At 33.6% G+C, this 13,369-nt stretch carries 10 protein-coding genes and 1 pseudogene; 9 read left to right on the top strand and 2 right to left on the bottom strand.

Annotation, left to right across the window (positions count from 1 at the left end; translation table 11 throughout):
* Both A9G37_RS11560 and A9G37_RS11555 read left to right on the top strand, forming a co-directional pair.
* Positions 1–261 (top strand): IS30 family transposase (locus tag A9G37_RS11560; protein WP_141671206.1); only part of this gene is annotated, 261 nt, incomplete at its 5' end.
* Positions 262–275: 14 nt separating this feature from the next.
* Positions 276–662, top strand: coding sequence for an HTH domain-containing protein (locus A9G37_RS11555; RefSeq protein ID WP_176701915.1), 387 nt, complete (start codon positions 276–278; stop codon positions 660–662).
* A 631-nt stretch (positions 663–1,293) separates the two neighbouring features.
* On the opposite strand, the gene A9G37_RS11550 is transcribed toward A9G37_RS11555, so the two are convergent.
* Positions 1,294–2,814: a hypothetical protein gene (locus tag A9G37_RS11550; protein WP_065575585.1), complete on the bottom strand. Its 1,521-nt coding sequence runs from the start codon at positions 2,812–2,814 to the stop codon at positions 1,294–1,296.
* A 318-nt stretch (positions 2,815–3,132) separates the two neighbouring features.
* On the opposite strand from A9G37_RS11550, the gene A9G37_RS11545 reads away from it, so the two are divergent.
* From A9G37_RS11545 to mscM, 4 genes and pseudogenes are all read left to right on the top strand, one after another.
* A complete protein-coding gene (locus A9G37_RS11545) occupies positions 3,133–4,560 on the top strand; it encodes a sodium:proton antiporter (RefSeq protein ID WP_065575584.1) in 1,428 nt (475 codons plus the stop codon).
* Positions 4,561–4,833: 273 nt separating this feature from the next.
* Positions 4,834–5,052: a Flp family type IVb pilin gene (locus A9G37_RS11540; protein WP_065575583.1), complete on the top strand. Its 219-nt coding sequence runs from the start codon at positions 4,834–4,836 to the stop codon at positions 5,050–5,052.
* 771 nt (positions 5,053–5,823) lie between these two features.
* Positions 5,824–6,669: pseudogene (gene asd / locus A9G37_RS11535) on the top strand (archaetidylserine decarboxylase); the annotation flags it as partial.
* Positions 6,670–6,676: 7 nt separating this feature from the next.
* Entirely contained in the window at positions 6,677–9,295 is a 2,619-nt protein-coding gene (mscM, locus tag A9G37_RS11530) for a miniconductance mechanosensitive channel MscM (RefSeq protein WP_065575581.1), read from the top strand.
* On the opposite strand, the gene A9G37_RS11525 is transcribed toward mscM, so the two are convergent.
* Positions 9,292–9,822 carry a DedA family protein gene (locus A9G37_RS11525; RefSeq protein WP_034914494.1) on the bottom strand — a complete coding sequence of 177 codons (531 nt, stop codon included), beginning with the start codon at positions 9,820–9,822 and terminating at the stop codon, positions 9,292–9,294. The genes mscM and A9G37_RS11525 overlap by 4 nt on opposite strands.
* A 183-nt stretch (positions 9,823–10,005) precedes the next feature.
* Between A9G37_RS11525 and fdhD the strand changes: the two genes are divergently transcribed.
* The 3 genes from fdhD to A9G37_RS11510 all read left to right on the top strand — a co-directional run bounded on the left by fdhD (position 10,006) and on the right by A9G37_RS11510 (position 13,217).
* Positions 10,006–10,812 (top strand): formate dehydrogenase accessory sulfurtransferase FdhD, encoded by an 807-nt coding sequence (gene fdhD, locus A9G37_RS11520; RefSeq protein ID WP_051634297.1) that lies wholly within the window; start codon positions 10,006–10,008, stop codon positions 10,810–10,812.
* Positions 10,813–11,101: 289 nt separating this feature from the next.
* Complete coding sequence (locus A9G37_RS11515) at positions 11,102–11,920, top strand: purine-nucleoside phosphorylase (protein ID WP_034914492.1); 819 nt, start codon at positions 11,102–11,104, stop codon at positions 11,918–11,920.
* Positions 11,921–11,978: 58 nt separating this feature from the next.
* The gene (locus tag A9G37_RS11510; RefSeq protein ID WP_034914490.1) at positions 11,979–13,217 is read left to right on the top strand and encodes a nucleoside permease; all 1,239 of its coding nucleotides are present in this window, start codon (positions 11,979–11,981) and stop codon (positions 13,215–13,217) included.
* Positions 13,218–13,369 lie beyond the last annotated feature (152 nt).

Below are 13,369 nucleotides of genomic sequence, written 5' to 3'. Positions count from 1 at the left end.
GCTATTGAGTATTATTTAAACACCACCGTGTACTTTGCGGAGCCTTATAAAAGCTGGCAAAGAGGCACAAATGAAAACACCAATGGCTTAATACGTCAGTTTATACCTAAGTCAGCGGCCATTTCAGTAGTTGACGACAAACAGATAAAGAAAATACAATATCTATTGAACACACGCCCAAGAAAACGGCATAAGTTTAAAAGCCCTGCCGATTTTTATTCTAAGGAGCTAAGAAGAATTGCACTTCATGGTGTAATCTAGGACTACTGCAATGAATATACATAAGAAAACTAACACTTTATCACAGACAAGAAATATGGCGTTTATATCATAAAGAGAAAATAACGGTCACTGATTTGGCTAAACGCTTTATAGTTAGTCGTCCAACCATTTATAACGTACTAAAGAAAGCCCGATTGAAGCTTTTTGTTCCATTAACCAGTAAGAATGAACGTTATAAAACCATATGTTATGGTATTAAACGTTTGGTTAAAGTCGAAAAATCGATTGAGAATAAATTAAGACGGCAAGCTAAACGCTATAACAGAATCTATCCAGGTGAAATTCTACACGTTGATATCAAACGTTTACCTTTACTTAAAAATGAAACGAAACAGCAAACTAGAGAATATTTATTTGTCAGCATTGATGATATTTATTAAAACCTATTAATTAAAAATTCACCAAACTTGCCTGCCCACAAACAAATGGGAAAACCAAAATGTAGATCTCATTTTATCAAGGGTAAATAGAATTTTATATTTCCCCTTTTTTTAAAGCTATTTTTAATCTATTATTTTTATTAATTTTAATTTAAAGATAAAAAAGGTGGTCGATTTTCTTATTAGCTATTACGCAATTAAACAAACCTATTGCAATTAATAGATTGAGATTAACTTAATAATAAAATAAATTTAGAAGGTAATTGGACGATAAAAACCACTAATTAAACAGTTTTATCCATACGATTTATGCAAAATTATACAATCCAGAAGCATTCATATTGTACTTATGTAGCAAAAGATAAGCGAAAAGTATCAGTCCATTTTAAGTGTTTAAACTAAAGTTGTTCAAAAATGCTAATATTATCGGTACAACGAATAGGCTCAGAATAGAACAAATCCAAAGCATCAAAAAGATAATTGCGACATATTACTAATTACTACTACATTATTGCTTCTTATTTAACAAATAGTCACGTGCAAGTTTTGATTTGCAAATGACTAATATTTTTAAGGTAACTCATGTTACCCATTTATTATTTCTTGACGCTTTTGAGAAAAATAAATTATGTTAAGGTGTAACACATGCTATTGCATTAACATAACCGGATGATATAAAGCCTCCAGATGAACCAACTCCAAGATGCTCATCTCCATGATCTCTAATTTTTGTTTGAATAGTAAAATAGGATGTTTCTAACCAATCAGTATTATTATAACCTATCCCATATTGATCCTTAACTGTCACACCCCATTCATTAAATAATCCGCCAACCCAATTACTACCATTTTTATAACTTAAACGCCTTTGAGCATAGTAATCCGATTTCCTTCCAGGAACTCCACCAGACCAAAGCTGGTTGTCCATACCATTATCTTGCTCGTTAGCGTTGGTATAATCCTCAACGTTTGGTACACGATATCCATTACCTAGATTTTGACAAAATTTTTCAGCTAAAGAATATTCATTAAAATACTCTTTAGCATTGATATACCAACGCTCTATCTTGAAACTGTAAAGTAAATGAGAATGGTTGCTATCTGAATAAAGTTTAAATACCGATGGGGTAAAGTGTGTATCACTAGAATTTTCATTTGGACCATTTAATACTATCTTTAAGGCTGGTTCTTTACCAATATCACTACTCCATCCCCAATCTGGTGTCGGCTCTGAAATAAGTGATAAAGTTACGCCACTACCACTTTCGGCGGTTATTGTTGAACCATTTACAGCTATTGCTTGCTCAGGCGAAATTCCAGCTAATAATAAGTAAAAATACAACCCATTTGAACCTGTTGTCGGGAAATTGTCACTAATTGTATTTGCATTTCTTATTTTATAACCTTTTTTGGCTACCCAATTAGGTCCATCCAGATCATAAGAATCATCACCAAATATCGAGTTATCATAGAACAAATTCGGCTGAGCATAACAAGTAAAACCAGCCTCAGCGTTAGGGGTGATATAGTAAGAGTGACTACTTTCGTTAAAAGTGCTAGTTTTTGGCACTCCATACTCTGTTGATAGTTTTCCCTTACTTGTTGTGATAGTAAGTTTATAGGGAGTTGCACTATCACAGGTAGTTAATGATTTATGCGGGTTAGATCTAATTTCAGCAGTGATATCATTATTATTCGCATCTTGCCATTGAACTGTTAAGTTACCTGTTGCTATCGCATTATTATCGCCGTCATCATCGCCCCAATAATTATATGGTTCATTAATTAAGCTGTTGAGCTCAACACTTGGATAGCTCGATATAGGTATGAAAGTTTGAATATCTGCAAAAGTCGCCATTTTTAACGACAGCTCTATAGGCGATTCAGCGCTTGATTCATCTATTATAGCATCTGAATATAATCCACTATTTGTTCCTGGCGCAACATATTGACGACCATCAGATAATTTAATGCCTAGTAGTGCTTCGGCACTAGTAATTTTTGTTTTACCGCCATCCGAAGTAAAATAAGGTGCAGTACCATGTATTGTATTAGTTGTAACTGCCGATAGCGCGAAATTATTATTAGATAAAGCCAATCCCAATATTGCAACAAAGGTTTGCCACAGATTCCTGTTAATATTTGACTTCATCTTTATAACTAATAATAAATGCGTATGCTTGCATACCTGCTTAACTTTCCTTAGTTTCAATGTTAAATTCCCTATTATTATTGCTTAGTTTATTATCTGCTAAATATCACATTTTAAAATGATTTTCGCATTATAACCTAATAGCAAATTTTATTAATAGTAAAAAACACCTTTTTTATTAAAAATTGTAAAGATCGTTTCATTTTTCACCTTATTATTAAACATATTTCAATAATAAGATGAAATATGTTTCTACTAATTTTTATTTTTCTTCTTTGGCTTGTTATAATTATCCCAACTTAACCAAAAAATAACTTTATGAATAACCAATTTACTTTTTCTTTGATATCACTTTTAACACTATTACTTTTACCTTTTAAACTGTTCGCACTAGATTTTGAAGGCCAAGATTTATCTATTCTTTGGGGGATCCCATTTGTAGGAATTTTGCTTTCGATTGCATTAATACCATTACTTTTGTTGCGGTTTTGGTATTGTCATTATGGTAAAATTATTATTTGTTGGACACTTCTTTTTTTGTTATTCACCTTATATTCATTTGGTTTGCAAACCACCATTAATCTTACAGTCCATGCAATAATAGTGGAATATATTCCTTTTATTTTGTTATTGCTTGCACTATTTACCGTTTCAGGAGGAATTTTAATTAAGAGCAATGTGCTTAGCACGCCCAAACTAAACGTTGGTTTGCTGGCAATAGGGACTTTGTTAGCATCAATCATGGGGACAACAGGCGCTGCAATGTTAATGATTCGACCTGTAATTAGAGCTAATCGTAATCGTAAATATGCTGTACATACAATTATCTTTTTTATTTTTTTAGTGGCCAACATTGGCGGTGGCTTGACACCATTGGGCGATCCACCTTTATTTATTGGTTTTTTAAAAGGTGTTAATTTTTGGTGGACAGTTAAGCATATGCTGTTGCCAGTTTTGTTTAGTTCAATTTTGTTATTAGCAATTTATTATAAGATTGATTGCCACTACTTTCGTGCCCAATATGGTAATACGCTTACGTTAACTTCGACTGCAAAAGCTAACTATATTAAGATTTATGGTGTAAGCAATATCTTTTTATTGGCAATCATTATTGCCTGCGTGTTAATGTCTGGTATTTGGCATTCATCGGTTAATTTTACGGTTTTAGGAACACATATTGCTTTACAAAATTTAATTCGTGATATTATTTTTATCATGATTACCCTATTTTCTATGTTAATTACCCCTAAACAAGTACGTGCCGGTAACGAATTTAATTGGGAGCCTATCATTGAAGTTGCTAAGCTGTTTATCGGGATTTTTATTACTATCGTCCCTGTACTTGCTATTTTACGAACAGGTAGCCATGGTGCATTAGCCCCAATAGTATCACTAGTAAAAAATGAACATGGACAACCGATTAATAGCATGTATTTTTGGATATCAGGTCTACTTTCAGGATTCTTAGATAATGCCCCCACTTATTTGGTCTTCTTTAATCTAGCTTCGGGCGATGCCACTATTTTAATGAATATACTAGAAAAAACCTTACTCGCTATTTCAATGGGTTCAGTTTTTATGGGAGCTCTTAGCTATGTTGGTAATGCACCTAACCTTATGGTCAAAAGCATTGCAATTCAAAATAAAATTAACATGCCAAGCTTTTTTAGTTACATGAAATGGTCTGTATGTATTTTAATACCAGTGTTTATTATTGATAATTTGGTGTTTTTTCTACTCTTTTAATTTAGGCTATTAACAAACTAAAATAACTGTGTAATATAGCGCAATTTTTTTGGGAGTTGTTTAGATTACTGTAAACCTTACAAGTACTTCCTAAAGTTAAAAAAATTTAATTAAAGACAACATATCAATTATCAAACTAATGTTATTTAACAAATAATCGATTACATAAAAACCATTTGCTTGAATTTTATTCTATTTGTCGTTAGAATTGTAGACTAAATATTAAAAAGAATTCATTTACATAAAAATAATATTAAATGAAAGGGTAAAGTGATGAAAGAATACATAATGAATATTCTAGCTAATACTTTTTTAGCTAAATTTATTCAAAATAAGCAAGGCATAACAGTAGTTGAATATGCGGTTATTATAGCTGGAATTTCTGTAATCGTATTTACAATATTTAGAGGACAATCTGGCCCAATGCATGATATGTTTTATACTGTATTTTCATCAATACAGAGCAAATTAGTTATTATAGTAAATCAGTAATTGAGGTTTGATCAAACTAAACGGCATGCTCTCCTAACTTATTTTTATAAAATAAGTCTTTAAAATAAAAATAGTGGTTGTTGACTGAATATAGATAGTCAATATACATTTTAGTATCAATATTTGTTATTGGTATTTTTTGATATTTTTGGTCTTTAAAAATGTCGGCACCACCTAATAAGTTACACAAAAAATATTATCAATTGTAATAAATTACCGAGTCCAACAGATTAAACTTGTGGCATTATATTATCAGCACACTGCACGATATGAGCAAGTAGACTCAGCAACTTGATCAGCTTTATCATAGCAAAACTTAATCCGCCCCAAGTATCCATACCAATACTATCGAGTTTTATGCTCTGCTTAATAATTTTATTAAGTTCCGTTGATATCTCTTTTTCTAAATAAATAGTTTTTCTGAAAAAAGATTGTTTTTAAATCCATTACTAAATCGATATATTTCTTGTAGTGTTAAATGCTAATATGATTGCTTATAACATGATAATATAACTATACCGCCTATGTAACTAAATCTAGCTTTAATATTTCAAACTGCCATTAATACTGTCCTTAATTATTGGTAATGAACGCAGTTTAAGTAACAATAGCGATAAAAGTTTTTAAACGATTGCCATCGTTGAACAGAATTGGCAAAATTTATATATGTATATGATCAATTATACAAATCATTGATTTAAGTTGGTTTTACACTTTGTCTATAAACCTTGGTATAATGTATTATTTATAACATAATTTTGAGAGTTATCTATGTTAAATCAGTTAAAAGCAATTATTCAGTACCTTCTTCCTAAACAGCTATTAACCGTTATTTTTGGTTATCTGGCAAAAAAACAGTTGGAGAAAGTAACCACATGGATGATTATGGTTTTTTGTAAACTATATAAAGTGGATTTAAGCGAGGCAAAAATTAGTGATGTTAAAGGGTTTAAAACCTTTAATGACTTTTTTGCTCGTGAATTAAATGAGGATGCACGACCAATTGATACCACCGATAGTACAGTTGTTATGCCTGCTGATGGTGTAATTAGTCAGTTTGGAACTATTCTAGATACACAGCTGTTACAAGCTAAAGGGCATTTTTATTCTTTAGAATCATTACTTGCCTGTCATCCTGATATGATCAACTTTTTTAGAAATGGTTTATATGCAACCACTTATTTATCACCTAAAGATTATCACCGTTTTCATATGCCTTGCGATGGTATTTTGCGTGAGATGATTTATGTGCCTGGATCACTGTTTTCAGTTAACAAGGCTACAACCGAAAGCATTCCTAATATTTTTGCTCGTAATGAACGTGTAATTTGTTTGTTTGAAACCGAATTAGGTCCAATGGCACAAATTTTAGTTGGGGCAACTATTGTTGGTAGTATAGAAGTACAATGGGAAGGTATTGTTACCCCTCCACGAGAAGGAACAATGAAACGTTGGACTTATACCAACGGGATAAAATTAACTAAAGGGCAAGATATAGGTTGCTTTAAGTTAGGTTCGACAGTAATTACACTGTTTGCCTCAAATTCGATTGAGTTTAATAACCACCTTAAAGTGGGTGATGTTACTCGCGTGGGTCAAAAATTAGCCGACAGGATATAGCTTTATGTGGATTCGTGGTATTGTGTGCTTTGTTGTTGTGTTGTTTTCTTCACTGACTTTTGCCGAAGAAACCACACCAGTCATTAATGATGAAAATGATCTTTCGCTAGTTGTTCATCAGTTAAGTGATAAAAATGATGAACTCAGACAAAATATGGAGTTACAAAAAACACATTTAACTAGTATTGTTAATGAGCAAAACAATATCACGACACAAATTTCACATGTTCAAAATACACTGGCAACACTTGATGAACAAGGAGAATGGTTGAGTTTTTCGACCGCTTTGGGCGAAACCTTACGTCAACAGTTATTGCGTTTACCAGAAAAACCTAAATCGCAAGCGCTTGATGCCGAAATTGCTGAGGCAAAAGCGCAACAACTTAATTATAGTAATATTTTAACATCTTTGGACAATTACCCTACTTTAACAAGTCCACTTAACAGCATCAAAGAAGCAACCCAATATCGTCGTTTAATTCGAGAACAAACCGAATTACTTAAGACTCTTATTTCGGGAACTGATACTACCATTCTAGAATTGACTAAACTAAAAATTGCCAATAAACAATTAACCAATGCGATTGACGAAGTTAACGATGCTGCACACAGATATTTCTTCTGGGTAGCTGATGTGAATCCAATATCATTGAGTTATCCAATCGATTTAACCAAAGATGTTGTGTATGTGATTTTTTCTGTCGATACCATTTCGCAACTTTATAATGCTAGCGTTGAAGTACTTAGTTCGCCAAAACCGCTATTTTTAATTATTTTGTCGTTACTATTCGTGTTTGCACACTTTAAAATGCGCACGAAATATAATATTTTTCTCAATAAATCAGCTAGTCGTGTAGGAAAAGTCACACAAGATAGTTACTCTTTAACCTTAAAAGTAATTATATTTTCATTAATTATGGCATTACCTATCCCTATCTTGTGGGCAGTGTTTGGTTATGCTTTACAGATTAATTCAGATTATCCTGTCGCATTTGCCTTGGGTTATGGAGTGAATGCTGCTGCGCCTATTTTGTGGGTATTTATTATTTCAGCGCATTTTGCGTCATCTAATGGGCTGTTTATTACTCATTTTGGTTGGTCTGGACGTAGCGTACGCTCAGCGATGAAATATTATCAACTTTCAGTTTGGCTGGTAATTCCACTAGTGATGATAGTAATGAGTTTTGATCAATATAATAATCATCAATTTGCAGCCACAATTGGTCGAACATCGTTTATTTTGCTCTGCTTTGCTTTGGTGTTTATGACTAATTCTATCCATCGTGCTGGCGTTCCTCTTTATATTGATAAAAAAGGTGCTGGTGATAATTTATTAAGTCATATTTTGTGGTTTATTTTATTAAGTGCACCATGGCTAGCTATCATTGCGGCTTGTTTAGGTTATCTTTCGACAGCTCAAGTACTATTAGGTCGTCTTGAGGCCTCTGTCATTATTTGGTTTGCTCTGTTAGTTATTTATTTTATGATTCGCCGTTGGATGTGGATCCAAAAACGTCGTATAGAATTTGAACGAACCAAGCAACGTCGCTTAGAACGTATGCAACGAGCCAAATCACATGAAGATGATCTCAATTCACTTAACGAAAATGTTGATGAACCTGTTATCGATTTAGATGTCATCAGTGCGCAATCCTTACATTTAGTCAGATCGATTATTATGATGATTGCTCTAATTAGTATGATTTTGCTATGGTCTGAATTGCATTCGGCCTTTGCTTTTATGAATAATATTAAACTTTGGGGAACCAGCGCCATTGTTAATGGAACTGAAATCGAACAATACATTACTCTTGGTGCAGTCTGTATTGCGATTTTAGTGATGACAATTACCGTTCAGTTGGTCAAAAATTTGCCCTCTTTGTTGGAGTTAGGCATTTTGCAACATTTAGATTTATCACCGGGAACAGGGTATGCTATTTCCACAGTTTCAAAATATATTACTTTGATGATAGGCTGTATGATTGCATTTTCGTTTATTGGTATCGACTGGTCTAAAATTCAATGGTTAATTGCCGCATTAGGTGTAGGGCTAGGTTTTGGTTTACAAGAGATCTTTGCTAATTTTATCTCTGGCTTAATCATTTTATTCGAAAAACCAGTACGTATTGGCGATACGGTGACAATTCGTGATTTGACAGGTAATATTACAAAAATTAATACCCGTGCAATTACCATTGTCGATTGGGATCGTAAAGAAATTGTGATGCCTAATAAAGCCTTTATTACTGAACAATTAGTGAATTGGTCATTGTCTGATTCGATCACTCGAATTGTATTAACCATTCCCGCAACCATCGATGCTGATAGTGATTTGGTTATCAAACTTTTACAACAAGCATCAGATGAATGTGAATATGTGCTTAACGATCCTGAACCACAAGTATTTTTGGTGGATATCCAAGAAGGTATTCAGTTGTTTGAACTACGTGTTTTTGCTGCCGAGATGGGACACCGAATGTTACTGCGAAGTGCTATACATAAATTGATACTTGAAGCTTATCGTAAGCATCATCTAACGCTACCATTCCCACCATTGCAAACCAATTTAGAAGCATTGGGACGCAAGAGTGGGCGTCGTAGTTATACCATCGGCACGCTTTAACCAAAAAGAGTTTCTAACCAAGGCACACCAAATGCTCCTGGCGCAAGCAATACAAAAGCCCAAACTGGCGCTGAAGCAATGTTTGCTAGGTTAAATTTGCTGGTTGACATATGCATTGTGCCAGCAATTAAAGGTACTATGGCACGTAGTGGTCCAAAAAATCGACCTATAAATACCCCTAATGTTCCATAACGCTGAAAAAATTGCTCGGCACGATAAACTAATTTAGGGTGCTTATTAAGTGGCCATGAAGCAATAACTTGTTGATGATAGTGTTTACCCAACCAATAAGACAGCAAATCCCCAAAAACAGCACCTGCCGAAGCGGCAATTAATACGGGCACAAATGATATTGCTCCTCCACCGATTAAAGCCCCTACCCCTAATAAAATAGCCGTTGCAGGCACTAGAAGCGAGATAATCGCTAATGATTCACCAAATGCCAATAAAAATATAATGGGTAATGCCCAAACTTGATGGTGCTCAATAAACTGCATGATAGTCTGTGTGATTTCTTGTAATGACATAGAGTTAGCTTATGAATTATCAATTGCTTATGGTGAACTATTTTATCATAATATTGCTTATTAAGAGCAGAGCACGCCATCTATTGATAAAATATTACACTACGTTAACATTTTAGAATTATTAATAGTTGATCTTGTGCTGATAGTAGTCTTGATTATAACCAAATTAGAAAGAGGCAATTAATGGCGATCGGTGTTAAATCAATTCCAGTACGTAAATTTAAAAACAGTAAGTTACAACATTTTCAACCTGATATGTTAGCTATCGAAAAGCCAGTTGCTTTAATTTATAACGGAATTTCACATGTAGTGATGATGGCGACACCAAAAGATTTGGATTATTTTGCTATTGGATTTTCGTTAACGGAAAATATTATTCATTCGGTTAATGATATTTATGGCATTGATGTTATTGATACCCCAAAAGGCATAGAAGTACACATTGAGCTTTCGTCACGACGCTTTAGCGAGCTAAAAGAAAAACGACGTAATTTAGCTGGACGAACAGGATGCGGTATTTGCGGTACTGAGCAGATAGAGCAAGTCTGCCAAGATATTCCTACTTTACCATTAATAAGTCAGATTGATTTAGCTGATTTTAGTGACAGCTTAAGCTATTTATCGCATGTTCAACAAGTCGGTAAACAAACTGGATGCACTCACGCAGCTGTGTGGCTAGATTTAAAAGGACAATTTATCGCTGGATTTGAAGATATCGGTCGACATGTAGCTTTAGATAAACTACTTGGCTTTAGAGCTATGCAATTGTTAAATAACCCTGAGTATCAACACGGTGTAGTGTTAGTATCAAGCCGTGCTAGCTACGAGATGGTGCAAAAAACAGCTAATTGTGGCGTGGAATTTTTATTAGCTGTTTCGGCAGCAACTTCAATGGCGGTTGATTTGGCTAAACAGTGTAATTTAACTTTGGTTGGATTCTTTAGAGGCGATAAAGGTGTGATCTATTCTGGCGATGATCGTCTTATCTAAGAAAACCTTTTATATTGTTCATTTTGGTGATTAAATTAATCTAAATTTAATATATTGAATAATAAAAATAAAAAAGAAATTTTTCTAATTCATTCTAAGATATATCAATTCGCATCTTCCTTTATTAGACGAAGATCATCATAATATATGTTGAAAACAAAAATTATTTTGTTTTTTAATTATTTTATGGGATTTTACCCAATTAAACTAAGCAATAGGTTATCACTGTTTTATTATATTCACCTATTTTACTTTAGCTTAGCATTAATTTTTTTGAAAGGATACTATCATGCATCAGACTTCAGATATTCAACAAGCCGTTAATTTTATTCAGAAACACACAAACAAAAAACCAACAATTGGGATTATTCTTGGTTCAGGTTTAGGACCTTTTGCCGACACTCTTGAAGATGCTGCTCATATTCCTTATGACACAATTCCACATTTCGCCAAATCAGCAGCCGTTGGCCACGCAAATGAATTAGTCATTGGCCAATGCGGAGACAAAACAGTTGTGGCAATGAAAGGACGCTTTCACTATTACGAAGGTTTTTCGTTAGATCAAGTTACTTTCCCTGTTCGTGTAATGAAGATGCTTGGTGTTGAAAAATTAATTATCACTAATGCATGTGGTGCAGTCAATACGAGTTTTAAACCAGGCGATTTAATGTTGATTACCGATCACATTAATCTTACTGCCAACAATCCTCTTATTGGACCAAATAACCCTGATTTAGGTGTGCGCTTTTTAGATGTAAGTGAGGTTTATAATAAGCAATTGCGCTCAACAGTAATTGATGTAGCCAAAGAACTTAATATTACCTTACAACAAGGTGTTTATGCTTGGTGGACAGGTCCAACTTATGAAACACCTGCCGAAATTAGAATGATTCGTGTTTTAGGTGCTGATGCTGTTGGTATGTCAACCGTGCCTGAAGCAATTATCGCACACCATTCAGGCATTAAAACCATTGGAATTTCGTGCCTAACTAATATGGCTTGCGGAATTTTAGATCAACCATTAGGACACGAAGAAGTTATAGAGACAGCAGAACGTGTTAAATCAACCTTTTTAAAACTTATAACAAAAACGATTGCACGTTTCTAACCAATACTTTTTATTGGTAATTTTCTATAAAAAGTTCACTTTATTTTAGGAATAAACAATGAACATAAAGAATAGATTGAAAATAATGATGTTTTTCCAATATTTCATTTGGGGAAGCTGGTTAGCCACTTTTGGTGCTTATCTATTTAATACTTTACACTTTTCTGGTGTTGAAGTATCGATGATTTTTAGTACAAAAGGTTTAGCGGCATTAATTACACCATTTATTATTGGTATTATTGCCGATAAATTTTTGCAAGCTAAATATCTATATATGCTTTGTCATTCTGTTTGTGCCATTGCGCTTTTTTATGCAGCATCAGTTAATAATTCAGCTATTTTATTTTGGGTGATGTTAGGCAATGCGTTAGCTTTTATGCCAACCATTGCATTATCTAACTCTATTAGCTACCACTGTTTGGATCAACATAACTTAGATTCGGTAACCATTTTCCCTAAAATACGAGTATTTGGTACAGTCGGTTTTATCATTGCAATGTGGACAATTAGTTTATGCAAATTCGAGTTGAGTAATGCTCAGCTCTATGTTGCCTGCGCAGCATCCGCTGTACTTGTTGTTTATAGTACAACATTACCAAATATTACTGTATCTAAAAACCCAAAACAGTCTTGGGTTTCCTATTTAGGATTAGATGCTTTTGTATTATTCAAAAAACCAGTTATGGCTGTTTTTTTTCTTTTTGCTATGTTGCTTGGTGCGATACTACAAATCACTAATACTTTTGGTGGCGCTTTCTTGCATGATTTTGGTAAAGTCTCAGAATTTAAAGATAGCTTGATTGTGCAATACCCAGCTATTTTATTATCGGTTTCACAAATGGCTGAAGTCGCATTTATCTTAACCATCCCATTTTTTCTCAAAAAATTTGGCATCAAAAAAGTCATAATGATAAGCTTAATAGCTTGGACTTTGCGATTTGGTTTATTTGCATTTGGCGATCCAACACCTTTTGGTTTTGTGCTATTAATGCTTTCAATGATCGTTTACGGCTGTGCATTTGACTTTTTTAATATTTCAGGCTCTATTTTCATTGAAAAAGAAGTCAGTTCAAATATTCGAGCCAGTGCTCAAGGACTGTTTATGACCATGGTTAATGGTATTGGCGCTTATTTTGGCTCGATTTTAAGTGGTTATGTTGTTGACATGTGTACACATGATGGTCTTAAAGATTGGCAAACAATTTGGCTAATTTTTGCCACATATGCACTTGTGTTAGGTGTTGTTTTTTATTATTCATTTAATTATGACCATACTAAAAGTAAGTGCGCTACATAATCACTTATCCGTTGAGATTAATAGATTTTGAAATATTAATTATCATTGTAATTTGATTGATTTAACTTATTGAAAAGACATCTGGGGAATGAATTTAATAATCCTTCCCCTAATGTCTTTTATTGTGTTTTTTAGCCGACAATTATCGGCAA

The organism is Gilliamella sp. GillExp13, assembly GCF_001690815.1.
GTDB classification, from domain to species: Bacteria; Pseudomonadota; Gammaproteobacteria; order Enterobacterales; family Orbaceae; genus Gilliamella; species Gilliamella bombi.
The sequence above is the reverse complement of the archived record's forward strand: the minus strand, read 5'-3'. Positions and strand labels throughout refer to the sequence as shown.

Coding starts and splice junctions, on each gene's coding strand:
- A9G37_RS11550 (WP_065575585.1), bottom strand. CDS start 2,814: ATGAAGTCAAATATTAACAGGAATCTGTGGCAAACCTTTGTTGCAATA.
- A9G37_RS11545 (WP_065575584.1), top strand. CDS start 3,133: ATGAATAACCAATTTACTTTTTCTTTGATATCACTTTTAACACTATTA.
- A9G37_RS11540 (WP_065575583.1), top strand. CDS start 4,834: ATGAAAGAATACATAATGAATATTCTAGCTAATACTTTTTTAGCTAAA.
- mscM (WP_065575581.1), top strand. CDS start 6,677: ATGTGGATTCGTGGTATTGTGTGCTTTGTTGTTGTGTTGTTTTCTTCA.
- A9G37_RS11525 (WP_034914494.1), bottom strand. CDS start 9,822: ATGTCATTACAAGAAATCACACAGACTATCATGCAGTTTATTGAGCAC.
- fdhD (WP_051634297.1), top strand. CDS start 10,006: ATGGCGATCGGTGTTAAATCAATTCCAGTACGTAAATTTAAAAACAGT.
- A9G37_RS11515 (WP_034914492.1), top strand. CDS start 11,102: ATGCATCAGACTTCAGATATTCAACAAGCCGTTAATTTTATTCAGAAA.
- A9G37_RS11510 (WP_034914490.1), top strand. CDS start 11,979: ATGAACATAAAGAATAGATTGAAAATAATGATGTTTTTCCAATATTTC.